The 25,370-nt window shown below is 66.9% G+C and carries 24 protein-coding genes and 1 tRNA gene; 11 read left to right on the top strand and 14 right to left on the bottom strand.

From position 1 onward, the window contains the following. Positions 1-226: 226 nt before the first annotated feature. From CFB40_RS20925 to CFB40_RS38745, 3 genes are all read right to left on the bottom strand, one after another. The gene (locus CFB40_RS20925) at positions 227-472 is read right to left on the bottom strand and encodes a DUF3717 domain-containing protein (protein WP_043178075.1); all 246 of its coding nucleotides are present in this window, start codon (positions 470-472) and stop codon (positions 227-229) included. A 264-nt stretch (positions 473-736) separates the two neighbouring features. After that, complete coding sequence (locus CFB40_RS20920; protein WP_089433263.1) at positions 737-2,272, bottom strand: amino acid permease; 1,536 nt, start codon at positions 2,270-2,272, stop codon at positions 737-739. Positions 2,273-2,681: 409 nt separating this feature from the next. Beyond that, a complete protein-coding gene (locus tag CFB40_RS38745; RefSeq protein WP_179255286.1) occupies positions 2,682-2,924 on the bottom strand; it encodes a hypothetical protein in 243 nt (80 codons plus the stop codon). On the opposite strand from CFB40_RS38745, the gene CFB40_RS20915 reads away from it, so the two are divergent. The 5 genes from CFB40_RS20915 to CFB40_RS20895 all read left to right on the top strand — a co-directional run bounded on the left by CFB40_RS20915 (position 2,863) and on the right by CFB40_RS20895 (position 9,148). Then, positions 2,863-4,395 carry a GGDEF domain-containing protein gene (locus CFB40_RS20915; RefSeq protein WP_089432271.1) on the top strand — a complete coding sequence of 511 codons (1,533 nt, stop codon included), beginning with the start codon at positions 2,863-2,865 and terminating at the stop codon, positions 4,393-4,395. The genes CFB40_RS38745 and CFB40_RS20915 overlap by 62 nt on opposite strands. A 163-nt stretch (positions 4,396-4,558) precedes the next feature. Continuing rightward, positions 4,559-5,629: an FUSC family protein gene (locus tag CFB40_RS20910; protein WP_089432270.1), complete on the top strand. Its 1,071-nt coding sequence runs from the start codon at positions 4,559-4,561 to the stop codon at positions 5,627-5,629. A 329-nt stretch (positions 5,630-5,958) separates the two neighbouring features. Beyond that, the gene (gene argG, locus CFB40_RS20905; protein ID WP_069250949.1) at positions 5,959-7,293 is read left to right on the top strand and encodes an argininosuccinate synthase; all 1,335 of its coding nucleotides are present in this window, start codon (positions 5,959-5,961) and stop codon (positions 7,291-7,293) included. 221 nt (positions 7,294-7,514) lie between these two features. Continuing rightward, positions 7,515-8,012: a shikimate kinase gene (locus CFB40_RS20900; protein WP_089432269.1), complete on the top strand. Its 498-nt coding sequence runs from the start codon at positions 7,515-7,517 to the stop codon at positions 8,010-8,012. Between the two features lie 341 nt (positions 8,013-8,353). Next, positions 8,354-9,148, top strand: a complete 795-nt coding sequence (locus CFB40_RS20895) for a polysaccharide lyase family 7 protein (RefSeq protein WP_089432268.1) — start codon at positions 8,354-8,356, stop codon at positions 9,146-9,148. A gap of 77 nt (positions 9,149-9,225) precedes the next feature. Here the strand turns inward: CFB40_RS20895 and CFB40_RS20890 are convergent, their stop codons facing one another. Next, on the bottom strand, positions 9,226-10,536 hold the full coding sequence (locus CFB40_RS20890; RefSeq protein WP_089432267.1) for an MFS transporter: 1,311 nt from the start codon (positions 10,534-10,536) through the stop codon (positions 9,226-9,228). A gap of 243 nt (positions 10,537-10,779) precedes the next feature. Next, positions 10,780-11,862 carry a tartrate dehydrogenase gene (locus CFB40_RS20885; RefSeq protein ID WP_089432266.1) on the bottom strand — a complete coding sequence of 361 codons (1,083 nt, stop codon included), beginning with the start codon at positions 11,860-11,862 and terminating at the stop codon, positions 10,780-10,782. A gap of 108 nt (positions 11,863-11,970) precedes the next feature. On the opposite strand from CFB40_RS20885, the gene CFB40_RS20880 reads away from it, so the two are divergent. Further along, entirely contained in the window at positions 11,971-12,879 is a 909-nt protein-coding gene (locus tag CFB40_RS20880) for a LysR substrate-binding domain-containing protein (RefSeq protein WP_089428152.1), read from the top strand. A 263-nt stretch (positions 12,880-13,142) separates the two neighbouring features. Here the strand turns inward: CFB40_RS20880 and CFB40_RS20875 are convergent, their stop codons facing one another. The 3 genes from CFB40_RS20875 to CFB40_RS20865 form a co-directional block, all read right to left on the bottom strand. After that, complete coding sequence (locus CFB40_RS20875; protein ID WP_256976875.1) at positions 13,143-14,138, bottom strand: LysR family transcriptional regulator; 996 nt, start codon at positions 14,136-14,138, stop codon at positions 13,143-13,145. A 97-nt stretch (positions 14,139-14,235) separates the two neighbouring features. After that, entirely contained in the window at positions 14,236-14,655 is a 420-nt protein-coding gene (locus CFB40_RS20870; protein WP_089428153.1) for an ATP--cob(I)alamin adenosyltransferase, read from the bottom strand. A gap of 125 nt (positions 14,656-14,780) precedes the next feature. Next, entirely contained in the window at positions 14,781-15,581 is an 801-nt protein-coding gene (locus CFB40_RS20865) for an AraC family transcriptional regulator (RefSeq protein WP_089432265.1), read from the bottom strand. A 172-nt stretch (positions 15,582-15,753) separates the two neighbouring features. Here CFB40_RS20865 and CFB40_RS20860 point away from each other — a divergent pair, with 172 nt between their 5' ends. Together CFB40_RS20860 and CFB40_RS20855 are read left to right on the top strand one after the other, a co-directional pair. Further along, positions 15,754-16,380, top strand: coding sequence for a LysE family translocator (locus CFB40_RS20860; protein ID WP_069250940.1), 627 nt, complete (start codon positions 15,754-15,756; stop codon positions 16,378-16,380). 13 nt (positions 16,381-16,393) lie between these two features. Next, positions 16,394-17,158 (top strand): class I SAM-dependent methyltransferase, encoded by a 765-nt coding sequence (locus CFB40_RS20855; RefSeq protein WP_089432264.1) that lies wholly within the window; start codon positions 16,394-16,396, stop codon positions 17,156-17,158. Between the two features lie 20 nt (positions 17,159-17,178). Here the strand turns inward: CFB40_RS20855 and CFB40_RS20850 are convergent, their stop codons facing one another. The 4 genes from CFB40_RS20850 to CFB40_RS20835 form a co-directional block, all read right to left on the bottom strand. Then, positions 17,179-17,868, bottom strand: a complete 690-nt coding sequence (locus tag CFB40_RS20850; protein WP_089428156.1) for a DUF2848 domain-containing protein — start codon at positions 17,866-17,868, stop codon at positions 17,179-17,181. Positions 17,869-17,940: 72 nt separating this feature from the next. Beyond that, positions 17,941-18,327, bottom strand: a complete 387-nt coding sequence (locus CFB40_RS20845; RefSeq protein WP_011356002.1) for a hypothetical protein — start codon at positions 18,325-18,327, stop codon at positions 17,941-17,943. Positions 18,328-18,375: 48 nt separating this feature from the next. Further along, entirely contained in the window at positions 18,376-19,854 is a 1,479-nt protein-coding gene (locus CFB40_RS20840; RefSeq protein ID WP_089432263.1) for a 4-hydroxyphenylacetate 3-hydroxylase family protein, read from the bottom strand. Positions 19,855-19,890: 36 nt separating this feature from the next. Continuing rightward, positions 19,891-20,439: a flavin reductase family protein gene (locus CFB40_RS20835; RefSeq protein ID WP_089432262.1), complete on the bottom strand. Its 549-nt coding sequence runs from the start codon at positions 20,437-20,439 to the stop codon at positions 19,891-19,893. Between the two features lie 255 nt (positions 20,440-20,694). Here CFB40_RS20835 and CFB40_RS20830 point away from each other — a divergent pair, with 255 nt between their 5' ends. Continuing rightward, the gene (locus CFB40_RS20830) at positions 20,695-21,906 is read left to right on the top strand and encodes an IscS subfamily cysteine desulfurase (RefSeq protein ID WP_089432261.1); all 1,212 of its coding nucleotides are present in this window, start codon (positions 20,695-20,697) and stop codon (positions 21,904-21,906) included. Positions 21,907-21,964: 58 nt separating this feature from the next. Here CFB40_RS20830 and CFB40_RS20825 read toward each other — a convergent pair whose 3' ends face one another. Continuing rightward, positions 21,965-22,507: a MarR family winged helix-turn-helix transcriptional regulator gene (locus tag CFB40_RS20825; protein ID WP_069252868.1), complete on the bottom strand. Its 543-nt coding sequence runs from the start codon at positions 22,505-22,507 to the stop codon at positions 21,965-21,967. 128 nt (positions 22,508-22,635) lie between these two features. On the opposite strand from CFB40_RS20825, the gene CFB40_RS20820 reads away from it, so the two are divergent. Continuing rightward, complete coding sequence (locus tag CFB40_RS20820; protein WP_089432260.1) at positions 22,636-23,223, top strand: nuclear transport factor 2 family protein; 588 nt, start codon at positions 22,636-22,638, stop codon at positions 23,221-23,223. 67 nt (positions 23,224-23,290) lie between these two features. Here the strand turns inward: CFB40_RS20820 and rtcR are convergent, their stop codons facing one another. Next, on the bottom strand, positions 23,291-24,907 hold the full coding sequence (gene rtcR / locus CFB40_RS20815) for an RNA repair transcriptional activator RtcR (RefSeq protein WP_089432259.1): 1,617 nt from the start codon (positions 24,905-24,907) through the stop codon (positions 23,291-23,293). A gap of 336 nt (positions 24,908-25,243) precedes the next feature. Here rtcR and CFB40_RS20810 point away from each other — a divergent pair. Continuing rightward, a tRNA-Cys gene (locus tag CFB40_RS20810) sits at positions 25,244-25,314 on the top strand. The last annotated feature ends 56 nt before the right edge of the window (positions 25,315-25,370 follow it).

Here is a 25,370-nt window from a genome sequence, read left to right as displayed (position 1 = left end):
GATGTTCATTCGGCACACCGCGCACGGCGCGGGCGCCGGCCGTCCACACCGGCCCTGCCGGTCACCTGCTTCCCGATCCCGTCACGATACCTCAGCCGGCACCGATCCCGGCGCGAACCGCATTGCGCGCGCAGCGGCGGCCGGCGCCGCGCAATGCAAAACGGGAAGCGACAACGCTTCCCGTTCGTTCACCGATACCGCGCCGCGGCACCGTGTGGGCCGAGCATCACACCTCGGTCGCGTAGAGCGCGTCGCGCTGCGCGTCGCTCAGCGAGTCGAGCGGCACGTCCGGCAATTGGTAGCAGATCATCGTGCCGTACAGCTCGGCGAGGCAATTGCTGCCGGCGTCGAGTGCGTAGCCGTCCTCGCCGTCCGGCGCCGGCGGGTACACTTCGCGCCACGCGTTGATCGCGGCTTCGAGTCGCACGATGGAAACGGGTCCGGCCTTCCGCTCGGCGGGTGATGCGCTCATGGATTCCTCTGGGTTGCGCGCTCCGCGGGCCGTATCGGCCCGGATGGAACGATGAAAACGCCGGGCGTTTCGCCGGCCGCCGCGTGTCGCGCGCGCCGGATGCCGATCCGCGCGGCGCGCCTCGCGCCGGCCGGGCCGTGGCCCGGTAGGGTCGGGCAATATAACCGGCTTTGACCCCGTGCAGGCAAAAGCCGGGCAAAAAAATCGGGAAGCGCGAGGCTTCCCGTTTCGTCGTACGTCACGCGGCCACGCGCCGCGCCCGCGTCAGCCCGCGGTTTCGCGGTTCGCCACCGGCTGCCGCTGCGCGCCGCGGCTCGCGGCGATCCACGGCGCGATTTCCATGTCTTCGTAGCGCACGAAGCGGCTCTTCTTCAGGAACCGGAAGCCGAGCCACACGACCAGGAACAGCGGAATGCCGACGTAGGTCGCGGCGACGCCCGCCCAGTCGATCCGGTTCGCGAGGAACGCCTGATAGTCCTGGCCGAGCGCGATCACGAGGCACAGCACGAACGCGAACAGCGGGCCGAACGGGAACCACTTCGACTGGTACGGCAGCTGGTCGAGCGCGTAGCCCTGCTTCACGTAGCCCTTGCGGAACCGGTAGTGGCTGACCGCGATGCCGAGCCACGCGATGAAGCCGGTCATCCCCGACGTGTTCAGCAGCCACAGGTACACGGTCTTGTCGCCGTACAGCGACGTGAAGAAGCACAACGCGCCAACCGCCGTCGTCGCGTACAGCGCATTGCGCGGCACGCCGCCCGCCGACAGCTTCGCGAAGATCTTCGGCGCGCGGCCTTCGGTCGCGAGGTTGTAGAGCATCCGCGTGGACGCGTACATGCCCGAGTTGCCGGCCGACAGCACGGCCGTCAGGATCACCGCGTTCATCACGCCGGCCGCGAACGCAAGGCCCGCGTGGCGGAACACGAGCGTGAACGGGCTCACGCCGATGTCGGTCACGTCCGTCTTCAGCAGGTTCGGGTCGGTATAGGGAATCAGCACGCCGATCACGAAGATCGCGAACACGTAGAACAGCAGGATCCGCCAGAACACCTGGCGCACCGCGCGCGGGATCGTCGTGCGCGGGTTTTCCGATTCGCCGGCCGCGACGCCGATCAGCTCGGTGCCCTGGAACGAGAAGCCCGCGATCATCGCGACGCCCATCAGCGCCGGCAGGCCGCCCGCGAACGGTGCATCGCCGATCGTCAGGTTGCCCCAGCCGTTGCTCGGCGCGCCCTTCAGAATGCCGAAGATCATCAGCAGGCCGACGCCGATGAACGCGACCACGGTGACGACCTTGATCAGCGCGAACCAGTATTCGGCTTCGCCGAAGCCGCGCACGGTCAGCGCGTTGAGCAGGAACATCACGCCGAGGAACGCCGCGCTCCACCACACGCCCGGCACGTTCGGGAACCAGTAATGCATCACGAGTTGCGCGGCGACCAGCTCCACCGCGATCGTCACGGCCCAGTTGTACCAGTAGTTCCAGCCGAGCGCGAAACCGAAGCCCTCGTCCACGTATTTCGCGCCGTAAGTCGCGAACGAGCCCGACACCGGCATGAACGCGGCCATCTCGCCGAGGCTCGTCATCAGGAAATAGACCATCAGGCCGATCGCCATGTACGCGACCATCGCGCCGCCGGGGCCGGCCTGCGAGATCGACGCGCCGGACGCGACGAACAGGCCCGTGCCGATCGAGCCGCCGATGGCGATCATCGTCAGGTGGCGCGCCTTCAGCGCGCGATGAAGCTTGGGTGGGTTCGCTGACGAACCGGATGGGTCGGATTTCGGAAGTGCGGACATAAACGAGACGAACGTTGAGCGGGCCGGCATCCGTAGCCGGCGCATGCGAAATCGGAGCGCGGTGCGCGTCCTGCGATGCATTCGATGCGGCCCCGATACGCGTTGCGCGGTGGGCGCCTGCGGCGAAGCGCGGATTCTACCTGATTCGTCACGGGGACAGCTCAGGTGCCGCCGCCCGCCGCAGCCGTGGAGATTTCGCAGAATCAAGGGGTTGGCCGCGTCGAACCGGGCCGCCGTCGCAGGTCGGCTCAAAAACCCCGCGCGCTGGATGGTTATCCGGTTCTCCGATCCCATCGATGTTTCGCAACCGCCCCGTCGCCGTCCGCCCGATACCGCACCGGCACGCATAATCGCCGGGTAATCCCGGGATTATTCAGACAATACAACCGATATCGACGATTGATTCAAATCAAATCACCCGCGTGTAAAGCGGTAACGATGCGTAATCGTTGGGAATCGCCGTATCCACATGCATGTTTTGCATGTGCACACGAATCTCCGGAATTCGCGAGATAATGCGGCCCGATTCAAAATAAACAGCGTACGGAATCGCCAACGACGCGAAAATCCGCCGCCCGCCCCCATCGAGGATGAAGTCATTCACGCTGCCCGCCGCGCTGCGCCGCCATACCGCGTCGATCGTGGCACGCATTCTGTCGCCGCGCGGCGTACTCGTGGCGGGGATCGTGCTGCTGATGTTCAGCTGGGGGCTTTCCACGTCGCTTTTAATCGAGGCGCGGCGCGATTCATACGACCATGCGGTCGAAAATGCACGCAACCTGATGCTGCTGATCGAACGCGATATCGCGCGCAATATCGAGCTCTACGATTTGTCGCTGCAGAACGTCGTCGACGGCATTACCGATCCTGAACTGGCGGCCCTGCCCCCGCGCCAGCGTCACCGGCTGCTGTTCGATCGCGCGGCGACCGGCGAGTATCTCGGGTCGATCTTCGTGATGGACGCGCACGGCAATATCGTGATCGATTCGAGCGCATCGCCCGCCCGGCAAGGCAATTTCGGCGACCGCGACTATTTCGCCGTGCATCGCGACCAGCTCGCCCAGGGCCTCTACATTAGCCGGCCGTATGCGTCCCGGCTGCGCGGCGGCGCCTTGACGATCGCCCTCAGCCGCCGGATCAACCGGCCCGACGGCGCGTTCGCCGGCATCGTCGTCGGCACGCTCAGCATCGACTACTTCCGCGCGCTGCTCGACGGCCTGGCGGTCGGCAAGCACGGCAGCGCGGCGATCGTCGAGGACAACGGCACGCTCGTGTCGCGCCTGCCATTCGACCCGCACGTGGTCGGCCTCGACCTGCACAGCTCGCCGCTGTTCATCGAATCGCAGCGCGCCCGCGACGGCGCGCTGACCGGGGTCGGCGCGATCGACGGCATCCGGCGCATCTATGTTTACAAGCATCTCGCCGCCCTGCCGCTGATCGTCGACGTCGCGCCCGCCGAGATCGACATCTACGCGTCGTGGCACCACCGCGCGATCTGGACCGTCGTGCTGATGTGCCTGTTCACCGGGTTCATCGCGTGGGGGTCGCTGGCGCTGTCGCGCGAACTGAAGCGCCACCAGGTCGCCGAATCGAAGCTGTACCGGCTCGCGCACACCGATGCGCTGACGGGCCTCGACAACCGCGGCACGTTCGACACGGTGCTCGCGAAGGAGGCGCAGCGTGCGTCGCGCAGCGGCCGCCCGCTGTCGGTGCTGTTCGTCGACGTCGATCACTTCAAGGCCTTCAACGACTATTACGGCCATCCCGCCGGCGACGACGTGCTGCGGCGCGTCGCGCAAACCGCGTCGCGCTGCCTGCGCCGCGACAGCGATCACGTCGCGCGCTACGGCGGCGAGGAATTCGTCGTCACGCTGCCCGACACCGATGCGCCAGGCGCGTTGACCGTCGCCGAAGGCATCCGGCGCGCGATCGCGGCGCTCGACATCGAGCACGCGAAAAGCCCGTACGGGCGCGTCACGGCGAGCATCGGCGCGGCGACCGCCACCGACGGCCGCGTGAACGCCGCGACGCTGCTGCAGCGGGCCGACGAGGCGCTTTACCGCGCGAAGTCCGGCGGCCGCAACCGCGTGCTGGAGGCGCAGCCGAGCGCCGCCGGCGCATGACATCGCCGTGACGTGGCGTGAAGTCGCACGTCGGCCGGCCGGGCCGGATGACCGCACCGTGGACAGTCCTCCCGCGTTCGGTTAGCGTGACACCTGCTGCGCATGCGGCGCGGCGCCGGCCCGCGCAGGCCGCCGTGCGCGTTCCGGCCACTCCCGTTCCGCCATGACCACCCCGTTCCCTGCCCGGCTGCCGCCATTCCTGCGCCACGCGCTCCGCCCGCTGCTCGACCCGTACCGCCGCTACCGGCACGCGAAGCTGATCCATGCGGCGCGCGTCTCGCTCGCGATTCTCGTGTCGATCGCACTGTCCACCGGCCTGAGCGTGCCGCACGGCGAGTGGTCGACGATCACCGTGCTGATCGTCGTCGGCGGGCTGCAGCACCACGGCAACATCCGCAAGAAGGCGGCCGAGCGCGCGCTCGGCACGTCGATCGGCGCGCTCGCGGGGCTCGGGCTGATCCTCCTCTACTCGTTCCTGCACGCGCCGTTCGCGATCTACCTGCTGATGGCCATTGGGTGCGGAATCTGCGCGTATCACGCGATCGGCAAGGCCGGCTACATCGCGCTGCTGTCGGCGATCACGATGGTGATCGTCGCCGGGCACGGCGACAACGAGATCGTCGACGGCCTGTGGCGCGCGGTGAACGTGCTGGTCGGCATCGCGATCGCGCTGGCGTTCTCGTTCGCGCTGCCGCTCTACGCGACCTATTCGTGGCGCTACAAGCTCGCCGATGCGCTGCGCGCGTGCGCGGCCGTGCATGCGCGGCTCGCGGGCGATCGCCAGGTCAGCGACGACGCGCACCTGAAGGAAATGGCCGCGCTGAGCGCGCTGCTCGTCCAGCTGCGCTCGCTGATGCCGTCGGTGTCGAAGGAATGCGAGACGTCGATGATGCAGCTCGAGGCGATCCAGCGCAGCCTGCGCCTGTGCATCGGTTATCTGGAGATCCTGTCGAGCGCGCTGCCGGCCCGCGACGACATCGCGGCCCGCGAGTACATGCGCGTCGACATGAAGGCCGTGAACCGACGCATCCGCGACACACTGGTCGGCGCGAGCCGCGCGCTCAAGTTCGGCACGCCGAGCCGGCTCTCGTCGCGCCGCCGGCCGGTCGCCCCGCCGCACGACGCGCCGCCGCCGCAGTTGTCCGGCTACGTGTCGATCACGGCCAAGCTGGCCGGGGAAGTCGATCAGCTGCGCGAGAAGCTGCTCGACACCGCGCAGTCGTGGAATATCTGACGTCGGCGGGGATCCGGGCTTCGCACGCCCGTCTTTCATATACCTTTCTGCCCGGCACATCGGCATCCTGACGGCGGGCCGCTCCTCCCGTCAGCCGATCCGGCCCCGGAAACACGGCCCGCGCCTGGCGCGTCGATGCCTGTTTTTGCCGCGATTTCGCACCGGCGAGCGCGATGTTCTCCACCCGGCTCACCGCCCGCCAGGCCCGCCGCGACAGGCTCGACGACGGTTCCGCGCGAAAATCAGCCCTTGCCCCAACCTCCCGGACAGCCGATACTCGCATATTCCGCGAAATACGATCCCACCGGCTTCAATCCACGGTAATTCCTATGAGCACGATTCTCGAAAGCCTCCCGACCGGCCAGAAGGTCGGTATCGCCTTCTCCGGCGGCCTGGACACCAGCGCTGCATTGCACTGGATGAAACTCAAGGGCGCCGTCCCGTACGCATACACGGCGAACCTCGGCCAGCCCGACGAAGACGATTACGACGCGATCCCGAAACGCGCGATCGAATACGGCGCAGCCGGCGCCCGCCTGATCGACTGCCGCGCGCAGCTCGTCGCCGAAGGCATCGCGGCGCTGCAAAGCGGCGCGTTCCACATCACGACGGCCGGCGTCACGTACTTCAACACCACGCCGATCGGCCGCGCCGTGACGGGCACGATGCTCGTCGCCGCGATGAAGGAAGACGGCGTCAACATCTGGGGCGACGGCAGCACGTACAAGGGCAACGACATCGAGCGCTTCTACCGCTACGGCCTGCTCGTGAACCCGGATCTGAAGATCTACAAGCCGTGGCTCGACCAGACGTTCATCGACGAGCTCGGCGGCCGTGCCGAAATGTCCGAATTCATGAACCAGGCCGGTTTCGCGTACAAGATGTCGGCCGAGAAGGCCTACTCGACCGATTCGAACCTGCTCGGCGCGACGCACGAAGCGAAGGATCTCGAAAGCCTCGAAAGCGGCATCAAGATCGTGAACCCGATCATGGGCGTTGCGTTCTGGCGCGACGACGTGAAGATCGCCGCCGAAGAAGTGACGGTGCGCTTCGAAGCCGGCCAGCCGGTCGCGCTGAACGGCGTCGAGTTCACCGACCCGGTCGAGCTGCTGCTGGAAGCGAACCGCATCGGCGGCCGCCACGGCCTCGGCATGAGCGACCAGATCGAGAACCGGATCATCGAAGCGAAGAGCCGCGGCATCTACGAAGCTCCGGGCCTCGCGCTGCTGTACATCGCGTACGAGCGTCTCGTCACCGGCATCCACAACGAAGACACGATCGAGCAGTACCGCGAGAACGGCCGCCGCCTCGGCCGCCTGCTGTACCAGGGCCGCTGGTTCGACCCGCAGGCGATCATGCTGCGCGAAACGGCACAACGCTGGGTCGCGCGCGCGATCACCGGCGAAGTGAAGATCGAACTGCGCCGCGGCAACGACTACTCGATCCTGAGCACGAAGTCGCCGAACCTCACGTACCAGCCGGAACGCCTGTCGATGGAGAAGGTCGCATCGACGTTCTCGCCGCGCGACCGGATCGGCCAGCTGACGATGCGCAACCTCGACATCACCGATACGCGCGACAAGCTGCGCGTGTACTCGCAAGTCGGGCTGCTGACGCCGGGTGAAGCGTCGGCGCTGCCGCAGATCAAGGGCGACGAGAAGTAAGTCGCTTCGCTCGACGCCGTGCCGCATCGCTGGATGCGGTACGGTTGGGCAGGCTGGGGGGCGCATCCTCTTCGCGCACTCGGCCTGCCGCTCCTTCCGCCTCTCCCCCGCCTGTCTGCTTTCCCCTCCGCAATCGCATCACCTCGCGCGACGTACCAACGGCACGGCATCGCCACACCCGTCATGGCAAGCTGCGAGTCTTCCAATTCCTGCGCTGACTCATGACCGCCCTGACCGTCATCCACCTGAACGGCCCGATCAACAGCGGCAAGACGACGATCGGCCTTGCGCTCGCACGCTTGCTGCCCGACGCACGCTTCATCGACGGCGACGATCACAATGCGCCCGAAGACGCACCCTTCGACGTGCAGTGGGCGATCGCGCTCGAACGTCTCGTCACGCAGATCACGCACGCACGTGAGCGTCATCTGGTCATCGCCTATCCGATCGGCGAAACGGAATTCGAGCGGCTGCGCGCCGCCTGCGACGCGCGCGATGCGCGGCTGTTCATCGTGACGCTCGCACCGCCCGAAGCGGTCGCATCGTCGAATCGCGGCTCGCGTGCGCTGACGGACTGGGAGCGCAACCGGATCGCCGAGATGTATCGCGAAGGCTATGCGTCGCGGCCGTTCAGCCAGATGGTGCTCGATACATCCGATGCGACGCCTGATGCTTGTGCGGCGCGTATCGCACAACAAGTCGCGGCGACTGAGCCGTAACCGGCACACCTGACCGCGCCCTTCACGCCGGCACGCGGATACCTCGCAGCAGCCGGCGAAAGACAGCTTCTCCGGCTTAAATAGGAAAACGTTTACTCTTCCGGCACTTCTTGCTAGCATCGTCCTCCATCGGCTTGAGCGCATTCACGGAAAGCCGATTGCAAGCCTTGAAAATCCCGCAATTCCCGGCATCACGGTTTCAGCCTTCGAGCCTCATCTGCTTTCTGTATTTTGGAGTGAATCCCGCGGGCGACCGATCTCGTTTCGACGATCAGGCGCCAGAATAGGAAAACGTTATCCACAACGTGGCGCCCAGCCACGGACCATCAGAGAGAGACACCATGAAGAACAGGATCATCCCGTGCGTCGTCGCCGTTCTGTCCGTTGCGTGCCTGTCCGCGTGCGGCGGCGACGATCCGGCCAGCCCGGCCGCCGCCGCCCGCCAGCAGGCCACCGTGATGGCGCTCAGCCCGTCGAACCCGCCCGGCTCGAACTTCAACCTCGCGCCGTTCACGCTGCAGTTGCCGACCGGCTCGTCCGGCAAGGTCGACACCGTGAGCGGTTCGTCGCTCGCGGGCGGCTACGTGAACCCGACGTATTTCTACACGGACGGCAGCGACGGATCGATGGTGATGATGGACCCCACACAGGGCTGGACGACGTCCGGCTCGCTGCATCCGCGCACCGAACTGCGCGAGAACGCGATCTGGCCAACTTCCGGCACGAACCGGCTGAATGCGACGGTGGCCGTCACGCAGGTGCCCGATCACACGACGATCGGCCAGATCTTCCAGGGCACCGGCCCGAGCAAGCCGCTGTGCGAGCTGCAGTTCACGTCGGGCGGCGTCGTGCAGCTGCTGCTCGAAAGCACCAACCAGGGCGGCAAGTCGACGACCACGCCGATCACCACGGTCGGCGTCGGCAAGAAGTTCAGCTACGCGCTGAGCCTGAGCGGCACGACGATCACCGTCACGGCGAACGGCACGACCAAGACCTTCACGATGGATTCGAGCTTCAACGGCGAAAGCTTCTACTTCAAGGCCGGCGACTACGACCAGACGGCCGTGTCCGGCACGCCGCTGACGACGCCCGGCACCGTCGTGAAGTTCTATGCGCTGACGCTCACGCATAGCTGATCGCGCGGCACGACGCATGAAGCCGGACGGGCACACGTCATGCGCGACCGTCCGGCGTTTCGATGCAAGCGTCGATCCTACGAGTGATGCCGCACCCCCGACACGGCGGCTTGCCTCGCGCCCTTGCGGCTCAACATCAGCGTGACGACCGCCGACACCGCGAGCGTGCCCGCCACCACGTAGAGCCCCGCCGCATACCCGCCCGTCAGGTGCTTCAGCCAGCCGATCGCGAACGGCCCGACGAACCCGCCGAGATTGCCGATCGAATTGATCATCGCGATGCCCGCCGCCGCGCCGGCGCCGGACAGGAACGCGCTCGGCATCGCCCACAGCGGCGCCTTCGCGGCACTGATCCCGATGTTGACGACGACCAGCGCAAGCACGGTCAGCAGCGCGGTGCTCGCCTGCCCCGCGAACACGAAGCCGATGCAGGCAAGCACGCACGGAATCACGACGTGCCACGTGCGCTCGCCGGTACGATCCGAGTGCCGCGCCCACGCGATCATCGCGACGACGGCGGCGATGCTCGGAATTCCGGTGAGCAGGCCCGTCTGCAGCGCGGTGAAGCCGAACTGCTTGACCATCAGCGGCGCCCACAGGCCGAGCGTGTACAGCCCCGCCGACGTGCCGAAGTAGATCAGCGCGAGCGCCAGCACGCGTGGGTCGCGCAGCGCCTGCCACGCGCCGGCCGTATGCCCGGCATGCGTGTGGCGCGCATCGGCTTCGGCTTTCAGCTTCGCGACCAGCCAGTCGCGCTCGTCCGCGCGCAGCCACGCCGCCTTCGACGGTGCATCGGTCAGGCACCTGAGCACGACGAAGCCGAGCACGACCGCCGGCAGCGCTTCGACGATGTACAGCATCTGCCAGTCGGCGAGCCCGAACATCGGCGGCATCTGCATGATCGCGCCCGACAGCGGCGAGCCGATCGCGGTCGAGATCGGCGCGGCCGCCATGAACCACGCGGCGGCCACCGCGCGCTGCTTCGCGGGAAACCACAGGCTCAGGTACAGGATGATGCCGGGGAAGAACCCGGCTTCGGCCATGCCGAGCAGGAAGCGCAGCACGTAGAAGCTCGTCGGCCCGGCCGCGAATGCGGACACGGCCGACACGATCCCCCACGTGATCATCACGCGCGCGATCCAGATGCGCGCGCCGACGCGATGAAGAATCAGGTTGGACGGCACCTCGAACAGGAAGTAGCCGATGAAGAACAGGCCGCCGCCGAACCCGAACGCGGTCGGCGACAGGCCGATCGCCTTGTTCATCGTCATCGCGGCGAAGCCGACGTTGACGCGATCGAGAAAGCTGACGAAGTAAAGCAGCATCACGAACGGAATGATGCGCCACATCAGTTTCCGCGCGACGCGGGTTTCCAGATCCGCTTGCATGTGTCTCCTCCTTCGAGGTCGAGCCGGCTAGTTGTCGAGTCGTGCTCGGTGTATGAATGCTCGCCGGCACCGCGACGAAGCGCGTGGGCCGGCGCGCCCCGCTCGCGTCGGACGCGCGAGTCTCGGGACAGGAAAATCCGGGGACGATGAACGGGCGACGAACGGTAACCGGTTGCGCTCGCGCGCCGCCGCTGGTCGCTGGCCGCCCTGTCGCGGCCCCCCGGCCCATCGCCGCGCTTGTCGTCAGGCGGCGACCGCCGCGTTCGCGACGCGCTCGCACACAGCCGCCGTCACCTGCGCGGTCGTCGCGCTGCCGCCGAGGTCGCGCGTATGCAGCGACGGGGCGGCCGTCACGGCCTCGATCGCCTGCATCACCCGCGCGGCGGCGACCGTTTCGCCGAGGTGCTCGAGCAGCATCACGACCGACCAGAACGTACCGACCGGATTCGCGAGCCCCTTGCCCATGATGTCGAACGCGGAGCCGTGGATCGGCTCGAACATCGACGGATAGCGGCGCTCGGGATCGATGTTGCCGGTCGGCGCGATGCCGAGGCTGCCGGCGAGCGCGGCCGCGAGATCGCTGAGGATGTCCGCATGCAGGTTGGTCGCGACGATCGTGTCGAGCGACGCCGGCCGGTTGACCATGCGCGCGGTCGCCGCATCGACGAGCTCCTTGTCCCACGTCACGTCGGGGAATTCCTGCGCGATCTGCTTCGCGATCTCGTCCCACATCACCATCGCGTGGCGCTGCGCGTTGCTCTTCGTGATCACCGTCAGCACCTTGCGCGGGCGCGACTGCGCGAGCCGGAACGCGAAGCGCATGATGCGTTCGACGCCCGCACGCGTGAGGATCGACACGTCGGTCGCGGCCTCGATCGGATGGCCCTGGTGCACGCGGCCGCCGACGCCCGCATATTCGCCCTCGGAGTTCTCGCGGACGATCACCCAGTTCAGGTCGTCGGGCCCGCAGCGCTTCAGCGGCGCGTCGATGCCGGGCAGGATGCGCGTCGGGCGCACGTTCGCGTACTGGTCGAAGCCCTGGCAGATCTTCAGGCGCAGCCCCCACAGCGTCACGTGATCGGGCACGTCGGGGTCGCCCGCCGAGCCGAACAGGATCGCGTCCTTGCCGCGCAGCGCATCGAGGCCGTCGGCCGGCATCATCGCGCCGTGCCGGCGGTAGTAGTCGGCGCCCCAGTCGAAATCCTCGAACTCGAACGCAAAGCGGTCGCTGCCGCGGGCCAGCGCTTCCAGCACCTGCTTGCCAGCGGGCACCACTTCCTTGCCGATCCCGTCGCCGGGAATCGTTGCGATACGGTAGGTCTTCATGCGCACATCCTCGATTGATCGTCAGCGTGGAGGCACTTTACCGAACCAAGAGTGCGGGAACCGGTGCTAGACTCAAAGCATCTTTAACTTGAATTCACGAATCCCGACATGGCGGATACCGTTCAGCCGGCTGATCTCGGCTTCTTCTCGACGCTGGCCGCGTCGGGCAGCCTGAGCGCGGCCGCACGCGAACTCGGGCTGACCGCGGCGGCCGTCAGCAAGCGGCTCACGCAGATGGAGCGGCGCGCGGGCGTGACGCTCGTGAACCGCACGACGCGGCGAATGATGCTGACGCCCGAAGGCGACGTGTATCTCGACTACGCGCGCCGGATCCTCGACCAGATGGACGAACTCGGCGAACTGCTCGGCAGCGCGAAGCAGCGCCCGAAGGGGCTGCTGCGCGTGAACGCGACGCTCGGCTTCGGACGCAACCAGGTCGGCCCCGCGATCTCGCGCTTCGTCGCGCGTTATCCGGAGGTGTCGGTGCAACTGCAGTTGTCGGTGATGCCGCCGCCGCTCACCGACGACGCGTTCGACGTGTGCATCCGCTTCGGCGAGCCGCCCGATACGCGGGTCGTCGCGCGACGGCTCGCGCCGAACCGCCGGCTGCTGTGCGCGGCGCCCGCGTATCTCGCGCGGCACGGCACACCGGCGACGCCGCACGACCTGACGCGGCACAACTGCATCGGCATCCGGCAGGGGGACGAAGGTTACGGAATCTGGCGCCTGACGAGCGGGCGCGGCGCGGCACGCCACACGGAGGCCGTGCGCATCAACGGCAACCTGACGACGAACGACGGCGAGATCGCCGTGAAATGGGCGCTCGACGGGCACGGGATCCTGATGCGCGCGGAATGGGATCTGCGCGACTATCTCGCCGACGGCCGCCTGGTCGTCGTGCTGCCCGACCACGAAACGCCGAGCGCCGACATCTATGCGGTGTATGCGCAGCGCCACCAGATGTCCACGCGGATCCGGGCGTTCGTCGATTTTCTGGCGGACGAGCTGGGGCGGTGATCGGGACGCACGAAACGACGTCCGTCGATTCAGCAGAGACCAACGTGCGGCTCGGTCAAAAGCACCAATGTTTCAGCTATTTCGTCAAAAAATCGCCGAAATATTGACACTGCCATATGAGTCGGCCGCGCCCGGCCGCCGCCGTCCGCTTCGCCACGGCAACCCGGCGGGATCATCGATCCGCTTGCGCAATCTCGTCGGTCAAGCGCGCGCACCCACGACGAATGCGAACCGTTGACCGCACCTGACTCGACACTTGCTGATCAAGCTGCGGCCATCTGGGCATCGACCTGGTCAACCCTGTCCGCGGCGCCCACCGTCGGCCGCCACACCCGTGCGGTGATCAGGCCCGCATGGCCGCTCACCGCCGCCTCGAAACGCTCACCGATCCAGTCGACGAACGCGCGCACGCCGGGCGACACATGCGGCCGCTTCACGTAGACGGCCGACACCGCGATCGCGTCGGGCCGCCAGCGCGGCAGCACTTCCCGCAACCGCCCCGCGTCGATCAGCGGCTGCGCGGCGACGCGCGGCGGCTGGATCAGCCCGAGGCCATGCATGCCGCACGCCAGATACGCCTGCTCGTCGTCCACGCTGACGATCCCGTCCATCCGCACCTTGCGCACCGCGCCATCGACGACGAAATCGAGTTCGGCCGTGCGCTGGCCCTGAACGGACGACATGCTGACCGCGCGATGCACGGCCAGGTCTTCGAGCGTACGCGGCACGCCATGGCGATCGAGATACGCGGGGCTCGCGCAGGTCACGCGCTCGAGCGTGCCGAGCCGGCGCGCGACAAGCGACGAATCGGGCAGTTCGCCGAGCCGGACACTGCAGTCGATCGCATCGCCGACGCGATCGGCCGCGCGCCCGGATATACCCAACGTCAGCACCAGATCGGGATGCCGCGCATGAAACGCGCCGAGCGCCGGCAGCACGATCGCGTCCGCGACCGCCGCCGGCAGCTCGACGCGCAGCGGCCCGCTCGGACGCAGCGCGGCGCCGCGAATGCTGGCTTCGAGTTCGTCGACATCGGCCGTGATACGCACGCAGCGCCGGTAGTACGCGTCGCCTTCGGGCGTCGCCCGCAGCGCGCGCGTGGTGCGCACCAGCAAAGGCATGCCGAGCGCCGTTTCGAGCTCCTGCACGGTCCGCGTCGCGGTGGCGCGCGAAATGCCGAGCGCCTGCGCCGCACGCGTGAAGCTGTTCATTTCGACGATGCGCGTGAAGATGCGCATCGCGCGGATCGGATTGTCCACCGGACACCCCTGCATGTTTGCCGCATGCCACGGCGCGCGCTTGCGCGCCGTGCATGCGTATCGAGGAACGCCGCGCCGCCGGCGCGGCAGCGTGGCTTCAGCCATTCGCCGCCACGGCGCCGCGCGCCGGTTCGTCGAGCAGCTGCTGCGCCAGCGCGAGCGCGTCGTCGCGGGTGGCTGCCGCGTTCAACGGATAGCCCCATACCTTCTCGAACGCACCCGAGAATGCGTTGAGCGCCACGCGCCGCGCTGCGTCGGGCTCGATCGCGATCATCGCGGGGATCCATTCGCGCGACTGCGCGCGGTTGGCCTTGCTCCACTTCGCGAGCTGCTTGCGCAACTCGTGATCGTCCCCGCCGCGATCGTCGCCGGACGGCGCATCGTCGGTCAGAAGAACGAACGGTTCGCGACGCGCCAGCAACGCGTCGAGTTCGGCGATCAGGCGGGCGGGATCGGTGTGCGTCGAACCGGTGTAACGCAACCAGACAAACGGGAATTCAGTCGTGAAGATTTGCATGTCGGCCTCCAAATGAGAGCGATTCTCATTTTATGGATCGAGGCCAGCGGCGTCATTTATCGTCCCGGCCAACCGCTTGCTCAATCCGGCCAATCGCGCACGCGTGGCGGCACGGCCGTCACCGCTCAGCGTTGCCGGTCGGTCAGGAATTGCGTCGGCGACTTGCCGGTCGCCTTGCGGAACATCGTCACGAAGCTGCTCGCGCTCTCGTAGCCGAGATCGATCGCGATCTGGTGCACGCGGCGGCCGGCCGTCAGCATTCGCAGCGACAGCGCGACGTGCAGCCGCCGGCGCCAGTCGCCGACGCTCATCCCGAGCTCCTTCGCCGCGAGCCGCGTCAGGCTGCGCTCGCTGATGCCCACGCGCCGCGCGAGTTCGGCCAGCGGCGACTTGTCGGCCGGATCGTCGAGCAGATGGTCAATCAGCTTGCGCAGCCGCCGGTCGACCGGCATCGGCAGGTACAGATCCTCGACCGGCGCCGCGACGAGTTCGTCGAGCAGCGTCGCCATCAGCCGCCCCTGCGGCCCGTCGACGTCATACAGGTTCGGGAAGCTCGCCGCCCTCAGCAGCAGCTCGCGCAGCAGCGGCGACACCGACAGCGTGCAGCAGCGCGCAGGGAGGTCGAGCGCGGCGTCGGGTTCGACCAGCACCGCGTAGAACGTCGCGCCGGCCGAGCCGCGCGCCGAATGCGGGACATCGCCCGGAATCCACACCGTGCACTGCGGCGGCGCGCTCCATACGCCGCCGTCGATCTCGCAGTAGATCACGCCGCTCAGCGTGTAGAGCAGTTGTGCCTGCGGATGACTGTGCCGCTCGTGCAGCCATTCGGGCTCGACGACCGAGCCGCCGAACACGACGAGCGGACGCGGCACGTGGAAGACTGCGTCATCCGCTGCGGGATCGGTGGTCGGTGGAAGCTGGCGCATGAAACGGTAGATGAGGAAGGAAGCCGGACGCGCTGCCCGCGCGCCTTTTCGTGCTTATACCAGAAAGGGGTTGATCCGGCCGTGCCGGTGCCCGGGCGGCGTCTGCGGTCGCGCGCCGAAACGAATACAATGCCCCGATCCCCCGCCGCTGTGCCCACCTGCCGGAGCCGCCATGTTCGACCTGACCACGCTGACCACCTTCACGGCCGTCGTCCTGGGCCTGTTCCTGATTCCCGGCCCCGCCGTGCTACTCGTGCTGAGCCGCACCGTGCAAGGTGGCCGCAAGACCGGCATCCTGACCGGCCTCGGCGTCGCCAGCGGCGACTTCGTGCACACGCTGTTCGCAGCCGTCGGCCTGTCGGCGCTGCTGATGACGTCGGCGCTCGCGTTCAACGTCGTGAAGGTGGTCGGCGCCGCGTACCTGATCTATCTCGGCGTGCGCGCGCTGATCGAGAAGCCGTCCGATCCGTCGCTGCCGAGCGTGTCGCCGGTCACGCCGCTCAAGGCGTACCTGCAGGCGATTCCCGCCGAAGTGCTGAATCCGAAGACCGCGCTGTTCTTCCTCGCGTTCATGCCGCAGTTCGTGCATCCGGAACGCGGCTCGACGTTCGTGCAGTTCGCGGTGCTCGGGCTGATCTTCGTCGTGCTCAGCTCGCTCTACACGACGCTGATCGCGTGCTCGATCCGCCCGCTCGGCCGCATCGTGAAGCGGCTCACGTGGCTCACGCGCTGGCAGGGGAAGATCATCGGCTCGATCTTCATCGCGCTCGGGCTGCGCGTGGCGGTGCAGCAGCGCTGATACGCGCAGCCGCATGACGTCTGCCGCCGCGCCCGCCGGCGAAGTCCTCTACACCGACTCGCGCCTCGTCGCGCTCTACGACCTGTTCAATGCGGGCGACCAGGACTTCGCGTTCTACACCTCCGTGATCGGTGCCGCGCGGCAACGCATCCTCGATCTCGGCTGCGGCACCGGCACGTTCGCGCGCCGGCTGGCGGCAGCCGGGCACGACGTCGTCGCGATCGATCCCGCGCCGGCGATGATCGAATACGCGCGACGCCAGCCAGGCGCCGACACCGTCCACTGGCTCGCATGCGGGCTCGACAGCCTGCCGCCTGGCGCACCACCGTTCGATGCGGTCGTGATGACCGGGCATGCGTTCCAGTGCCTGCTGACCGACACCGAAATCGACGCGACGCTGCGCGGCGTGCGGCGCGTGCTCGCGGACGGCGGCCGCTTCCTGTTCGACACCCGCAATCCGCGCATCCAGCCGTGGCGTGCATGGACACCTGAGCATTCGGCACGCAGCGTCGAGTCCCGCGAAGCGGGCATCGTCGATCTTCATCATGCGGTGCGCTCGGTGGACGGTGCGATCGTGACGTTCGACACGCACTACCGCTTCCGTCGTGACGCTACGTTGCTGACGAACACGAGCCGGCTGCGTTTCATCGCGCAACCCGACCTGCAGGCACGCGTGATCGCAGCCGGATTCTCGTCGGCCGACTGGTGCGGCGACTGGCAGCACGCGCCGTTCGATGATGCAACCAGCGCGGAGATCATCGCGATCTGCCGCGCCTGAGTGCGTGCGCTGCTACCGCGTCAACCCGCCACGGGCAGCGTGTCCACCACATACACATGCCGCAATGTGCGCCCCAGCACCGGATCTTCCAGCTCGACCTCGAACCGCTCGGCCGGCCGGATACCGCCGATCGCCGCAAGCGTGCCGCACAGCATCGCGGTGCCGTCGACGAAGCGGCCGTCGTGGCGTGCGAACTGCGCGAGCAGGTCGTCGGGCGCGCGCATCGCGGTCACCTTGCCCTCCTGATACAGCACGCGCTCGCCGTCGATCGTCGCGTACGCGCGCAGCACGAGCTGATCCCAGTGCCCGGCCACGTCGTCGAACTTCCACAGCGTGTTCGCGCACGGCTTGCCGCACATCTGCTTCGACACCGTGATCCCGTAGGTCTCGACTTCACGGTCGGTATGGTCGGACGCGATGCCCACGAAGGTCTCGCCGCCGTCGCGCAGCAGCACGAATTCCGCTTCGCCGCTGCTCTGCCCGCCCGATACCTGGATCGCGGGCGACGGATCGAGGCGATCGGCCGCGACGCGGTAGAACACGGGCGTCGTCGCCGGGCGCTTGACGCCGAGTTCCTCCAGCTCGCGGATGTGCTGCTCCATGGCGACCGTGTCGCGGCCGGTCCAGCCCGCGATCACGAGCGTGTCGATCGCGATCGCGCGCTCGGTGCGGCCGTCGCGACCGTCGATCGCGAACGTGATGGTTTTCATCGAATGCTCCTCGTGGCGGGCAGCGCACGCGCTGCGCGCTGCCGCCCGCCGTGTGTCGTGGATCGGCCGGGCTTACGCCGGGTCGTAGTAGTGGATCTCCAGCAGCACGCAGCCGCCGTTCGACTTGAACGGGCCGTGCCATGCGCCGGGCGGACGCACCGCGTACGTGTAGCCCTTGAACGGCGTACCGCCGTTGCCGTGCTCGTCGTTGCCGACGGTCAGGTCGCCCTCGACGAGAAACACCTCTTCCCAGTAGTCGTGCACGAACGGCTTCTTCGTATGCAGCCCGGCCGGCAGGCGCAACAGGCGCGTGCGGCTGCCGCGCTTGCGCTCGGTGTCGAGCGCGCCGGACAGGATCAGCTCCTGCGCGCCGGACGCGGGGTCATAGCCTTCCGGCAGCCGCCAGTCGCGCTGCATGTCCAGCGTATGGAATTCGTCGTGAAGCTTGTTGATGGCCATCTGTCTCTCCTGTGGCGATAGCGGATGAATCGGATGCAAGGCGACGCGTCAGGCGGCGCGCGGCGTCGACAGTTCCTGGTTCAGCGAATAGCTGCCGAGCATCGAATCGACGAGATGCGACGCGCGCTGCCAGTCGTACGTGCGATACGCGTGCCCCTTCGTGACGAACGACGCGCCCGCATAGAACAGCTCGTACTGGTTGTGGCGCGAGGCGAATTCGGAGCCGACCGCATCCCACGCGAGCTTGAAGAACTTCACGCGCTCCTCCGACGAACACACGGGCGATTTCTGTGTTTTCTCGATGATTCGCAGCAGGTCGGGATTCTCGAAATCGCGCACGCTGGACGGCAGCATGATCATTCCGCCGCCGGCGAGCTCGCGCAGCGTGTTGAGCACCTTCGAATAGAGCTGCTGCGTGACGACCTGCGAGCCGTACAGCATGTTGCGGTCGGGCACGTAGAAACCGTTGACGACGGTGCCCTTCGCTTCCATCCCGTAGACCCACGCCTCGACCATCGACGCTTCGGCCGCGAGCTGGCCCAGCGTTTCGCGCACCTGCGGGAACGTATTCGTGCCGTTGACCTCGGAAATCTTCAACCCGAGCCCGACGAGGAAGCGCAGCTTCGTCATCAGCCGCACCTGGCATTGGTAGTTCTGGTACACGTGCGCGGGCGTCGCATGGAACTGCTTCGCGCACATCGCCGTATTGCCGGCGACGAAGATCCGTTCCCACGGCACCTTCACGTCGTCGAAATACAGCACCGCGTCGTTCTCGTCGAAGCGGCTCGACAGCGGGTTGTCGAACACCGACGTCGCGTTCTCCTCGTACGACTTGCGCGACAGGATCTTCATGCCCTTCGCGTTCATCGGCACCGCGAACGACAGCGCGTACATCTCGTCGCCTTCGCGCAGCGGCTGGATGCAGCTGCAGAACACCTCGTTCGCCATGATCCCGCTCGTCGCGAGCATCTTCGCGCCGCGCACCGTGATGCCTTCGGCATCCTGATCGACGATGCCGACCGCGAGGTACTTGTCCTCCTGCTCGTGTGCGGACTTCGACTGGTTCGCCTGCGGATTCACGATCACGTAGGTCAGGAACAGGTCGTTGTCGCGCGCATGGCGGTAGTAGTCGCGCAGCGCGCCCGCTCGCGCCGGATCGTATTGCTCGAACACGTCGGCGCCCATGAACATGCCGGAAAGACAGGATGCGACGTGATCCGGCGAACGCCCCATGAAGCCGTAGTGCAGCTCCGACCACGCTTCCAGCGCGGCACGGCGCTCGACGAGTTCGTCATAGGACGTCGGCAGTTGCCAGATCCGGCTGACGCGGTTGCCCGAGTCGGGCGAGACGAACGTCATCTTCTCGACGTTCTCGTCGCGCGCCTGGTAGTCGTACAGGCTCGCGTAGCTACGGATCGAATTGCGGAATGCCGCGTGCGCGGTCACGTCGCCGACCGGCTGGCCGTTCAGGTAGACCTGCCGCCCGTCGCGCAGCGACGCGATGTGCTGAGTCCCGTTCTTGATCATGGTGTCCTCCAGGGTGGAATGAAACGTGGATTGCAGTCAGGCAGACGGCGCGTGCATGCCGTCGAGCGTGCGGTAGCGGCCGCCGAAGAAGATCAGCGGGCGCCCTTCCGAACGCGCGCAGTGCCGCGTCACGCGGCCGACGAAGATCACGTGATCGCCGCCGTCGTACTGCGCATAGGGTTCGCATTCGAATGTCGCGAGCGCGTCGGGCAGCAGCACGGCGCCATCGACATCGGCTGCGTCCGCACGCCAGCCCCACTTGTCGCCGTTCGCCTTCGCGAAGCAGTTCGACAGGTGCTGCTGCGTCTCGTCGAGCACGTTGACCGCATAGCCTTCCGCGCCGGCCAGGTCGCCGAGGCTCAGGCTGCGACGGTCGACCGAGAACAGGATCAGCGGCGGATCCAGCGACACCGAATTGAACGACGCGACCGTGATGCCGATCGGCATCCCCTCCTTGCGCGGGGCGGTAATCACCGCGACGCCCGTCGCGAACATCGACAGCGCCGTGCGAAAGCGCCGCTGCTCGTCGGCACCCGCGCCGGTTCCGGCATGGTTCTCGCTCATCTCGTCCTCCTTGGGTTGCATCGCCGGATTCCGCAGTGGAATCCGGCCCAACAAAGCACCGTTATTTAGCTTTGTTATTTAGCTTTTATTAAATGTAAACACAAAGGCGGGTTCAAGTTGTCGTAAACCCTGAACTTGAAAGCTTTGTTTGAAAGACAACCCTACTGGCGGGATGGATGTTGCGCGACGTCCGGGAATGTCCACGTACACTGCGGCTACCTTGTTCCCCGGTGCTTTCGGGCACCGCGGGAGACACCGTCTTCCGGAGCCGCTTCGATGCAATCCCGTCCGATCTACATGGACTACAGCGCGACGACGCCCGTCGATCCGCGCGTGGTCGACAAAATGGTGCCGTTCCTGCACGAGCAGTTCGGCAACCCGGCGTCACGCAGCCACAGCTACGGCTGGGCGGCCGAGCAGGCCGTCGAGGAAGCGCGCGCGCACGTCGCCGCATTGCTCGGCGCCGACCCGCGCGAAATCGTGTGGACGTCCGGCGCGACCGAGGGCAACAACCTCGCGATCAAGGGTGCCGCGCACTTCTACCAGGGCAAGGGCAAGCACCTCGTCACGGTGAAGACCGAGCACAAGGCCGTACTCGATACGTGTCGCGAACTCGAACGCCAGGGCTTCGACGTCACGTATCTCGACGTGCGGGAAGACGGCCTGCTCGATCTCGATGCCGTGCAGCAGGCGCTGCGCGCCGACACGATCCTGGTGTCGGTGATGCTCGCGAACAATGAAACGGGCGTGATCCAGCCGGTGGCGGAGATCGGTGCGCTGTGCCGTGCGCGCGGCATCGTGTTCCATTGCGACGCGGTGCAGGCGGCCGGCAAGATTCCGGTCGACGTGAATGCATTGAACGTCGACCTGCTGACGGTGACCGCACACAAGGTCTACGGCCCGAAGGGAATCGGCGCGCTGTACGTGCGCCGCAAGCCGCGCGTGCGGATCGAAGCGCAGATGCACGGCGGCGGCCATGAGCGCGGGATGCGCTCGGGCACGCTGCCGACGCACCAGATCGTCGGGATGGGCGAGGCGTTCCGGCTCGCGAAGGAAGAGATGGCGGAAGAAAGCCGCCGCGTCGGCGCCTTGCGCGACCGGTTGCTGGCCGGCCTGTCGACACTCGACGAGGTTTACGTGAACGGCGATCTCACCCGCCGGATTCCGCACAACCTGAACGTCAGCTTCAATTTCGTCGAAGGCGAATCGCTGATCATGGGAATCAAGGGCGTCGCGGTTTCGTCAGGCTCCGCGTGCACGTCGGCATCGCTGGAGCCGTCGTACGTGCTGCGCGCGCTGGGCCGCAGCGACGAGCTCGCGCACAGCTCGATCCGCTTCACGCTCGGCCGCTTCACGACCGAAGCCGAAGTCGACAGCGTGATCGCGCAGGTGCGCGACACGGTCGGCAAGCTGCGTGAGCTGAGCCCGCTGTGGGACATGCATCTCGAAGGGGTCGACCTGAATACGATCGAGTGGACCGCGCACTGAGCGCAGCCGATGCGTCAGGCCGGCCGGCGAGCGCGGGCGGGCCCGCGGCTCGCGCGCGTCAGCCTTTTTCCTGGCGCGCGATCAGGTGGGCGAGATCGAGCGTCGCGCGGTCGCCGTTGGTGACGAGGCGGTCGATCACCGAGCAGAGCGCCTTGAATTCGGTCTTCGTCACGCCCTCGAACAGCACGTTGTTGATGCGCTGCTGCGTGTCGGCGAACGCCTTCAGCAGCTTCGAGCCGGCCGGCGTGACCGTGAGCCGCATCTTGCGCTTGTCGTCGGGGTCCGAGCGTTTGTCGATCAGGCCGAGCTTCTTCAGCTTGCCGGTCTCGATCGTGACGAATGCGCCGCTCAGGTGCAGGTGATCGGCGAGGCGATTGACGGTCACGACATCGTCGTGCGACAGATGCGAGACCGAGACGAGCAGCGAATACTGGATGCCGGTGAGGCCGATCAGCGAGCCGAAGCCGTCGCGCACCGACAGCAGGCGGGCCGCGAACGGCAGCAGCCCGTTGATCAGATGGCGAAATTCCGTGTCCGTGCCGTCGATCAGGCAGGCCGGGTTGGTAATGGTCAGAACGGACTCCTCTTGCTGCTTGGCCATGACTTCGACGCTCCGTACGGTCATGCGAATTTAGCTTTGAAACGAAATTATACGTCAAAGGCACATCCGTCCCTGGCCTGGCCCGGCCGGCGAATGTGTCCCGATTTCCCGATACAGGAGGCGCGTCCATGCCCTTTCCGCTTCATCCCGCAACGGTTCGCGCGCTGCTCGAGTGCTATCTGCGCGCGAAAGACCTGAACCGCCCCGCGCTGATCGCCGACTGCTTCACGGCCGATGCCGAACTGAGCTTTTCGCTCGCGAACGACGATATCGATTTTCCGCCGCGCGTGACGGGCGCGGCTGCGATTGCGCGCACGCTGGTCGAGGAATTCGGCGAGCGGTTCGAACGGTGCCGGACCTATTACGTTTGCACGGCACCCGAAGTCGACTCAGAGGGTGCCAGCGGGATGTCGTGGCTCGTCGTGATGCGCCAGAAGGACAACGGCGCGTTGCGGATCGGGCATGGCACGTACCGTTGGCAGTTCGCGGGCAACGGCGAAAGCGACCACGCCGCGCGGATTGCCGCGCTGCATATTCACATCGAACGGATGGATACGATCGATGATCCGCAGTCGGTGAAGCTCGATGCACTGCATGCGGCGTTCGGCTATCCGTGGCTACCGGCGCACGCATTTGCGCGCGGGCTCGCGGATGTGGCGGCTGCGCAGCCGGAGTGGGCATTCCTGGCGCCGTTTCACGAGGCAGCGGCGGCGTAACCCTGCCCGATCGATGGCCGCGTGCCGCGCGCTCCAGCTGCACGCGGCACCCTCGCCGCCGTACGCGTCACGCTCCGTCGAGCGCCTGCCGCACCCCGTCCCAATCCAGCCCGAATCGCGCCAGATACTTGCGCAGCCGGTCCGCATCGTTCGGCTGCTTCTTGCTCTGCCGCGACACCGCGAACAGCGTGCGTCCCGCCTCCGACAAGCTTGCCGACATGCGGCACACGTCCAGCACGCGTTCGAGCTGCGCACGGTCGAACAGGTCGAGTTCTTCCGCACGCGCACCGAACACCGCGTCGACACATGCCTCGGACGCCTCCGCGCCGCCCGGTGACGACCACGTGCGCGTCAGCCGTTCGACTTCCTGCTCGGCGAGCGCTTCGGTAATCCGCCCCGCATCGGCCAGTGTCGCCATCCGCGTGACCGACGCGGACAGCTCGCGGAAGTTGCCGGCCCACGCCGCGCGCGGCGACGCGGCGAACGCGAGATAGCGCCGCTTCGCCTCGACGTTGAACCGCACCTGCTCGCCCTGCTCGCGGCCGAAACGGTCGAGTTCGAATTCGAGGTTCGGCTCGATGTCCTCGCGCCGCTCGGCCAGCCCCGGCAGTTCGTACGTCCACAGGTTGATCCGCGCGTAGAGATCTTCGCGGAACGTGCCGGCCGCCACCATCTGCCGCAGGTCGCGGTGCGTGCCCGCGATCAGCTCGAAATCGCTGGTCGCCTCGACGTCCGCGCCGACCGGCAGGAAACGCTTCTCCTCGATCGCCTTCAGCAGCATCGCCTGTTCGTCGAGCCCGAGTTCGCCGATCTCGTCGAGAAACAGCAGCCCGCCGTCCGCCGCGCGCAGCAGCCCGGCCCGCGCCGACTGCGCGCCCGTGAACGCGCCCTTCACGTGACCGAACAACGTCGACATCGCCGCGTCGCCGCGCAGCGTCGCGCAGTTGATCTCGATGAACGGCCCCGCGAGCCGATGACGGCCGCGCTTCAGCTCGTACACGCGCTTCGCGAGAAACGACTTGCCGGCACCCGTCGGCCCGACCAGCAGCATCGGCGCGCGCGAACGCACGGCCACGCGCTCCAGTTGCTCGATCAGCGCGTTGAAGCGCGCGTTGCGCGTCGCGATGCCGGCCTTCAGGAACGACACCGTTTCGTCGCGTTCGCGCGTGAAGCGCTGCGCGATGCGGTTGTAGCGCGACAGGTCGAGATCGATCACCGACATCGTGCCGGGCCCGCTCGGTCCTTCGTCGGTCTTCTGCGGCGGCGCCGTCTGCGCGAGACGCGCAGGCAGGTAGCGCGCCTCCGCCAGCAGGAACCAGCAGATCTGCGCGACGTGCGTGCCCGTCGTGATGTGGATCAGGTAGTCCTCGCGGTCGAGATCGAACGGGTACGCGCGCGCGAAATCGTGCAGCGTGGCGTAGACCTCCTCGAAATCCCACGGATCGCGAATCTCCATCGGGATCAGCCGCACGTCGGTGTGCGGCGACACACGCTCGAGATCCTGCTTCACGCGGTTCGCGAGCCGCGCGTAGTTTGGCGAGTGCAACAGTTCGAGCCGGTCGATCGGCGTGTCGCGCTGCTCGCACAGCGAAATCGTCGGCCGCCAGTTGCGCCAGCGGCGCTGCGAGCCGCCGCCCTGGTCGAGCACGGTACCGAGAAAACCGATCGCAACAGTCTTTCGCATGTTTATCTCATAGGATAATAAGCGATCCGATTGTATCGAATATTCCGGATCGAGCCACCATCGGAGATTCAAGCCTCACCTGCCGCTTGAAATAATTTTCCCTTTTACTTCAATGGCTTGAGATTTTTCTCGAGCATCGAGTCACCCGCTGGCACGCTCCTCGCTAAATAGAAAGCGCCGGATGTCCCGCTGGCCCACGAGTCAGGGTTCACAAAGCCCTGCTGGTGCGCCGCCGCCGAACCTCGTTCGTCGCGGCAGCGCATGTCGCCATGGGCAGACGAAGGCAAACGGGCGCGTACTGGAACTTCGCCCGGGTTCGAGTCCCGGGGCGCCCTCCGTTCGGAAGCTCATAGGTAGAGCAGCCGGCGCAAGCCGGTGTGTAGCGGGTTCGAATCCCGCTCGAACACTGTCCGCAAGGACAGTCTCTTGATAGAAGCAGTACCCGCCGGTGCGGGCCGCAAGG

The organism is Burkholderia sp. AU31652 (genome assembly GCF_002223155.1).
Taxonomy (GTDB): Bacteria; Pseudomonadota; Gammaproteobacteria; order Burkholderiales; family Burkholderiaceae; genus Burkholderia.
The sequence above is the reverse complement of the archived record's forward strand: the minus strand, read 5'-3'. Positions and strand labels throughout refer to the sequence as shown.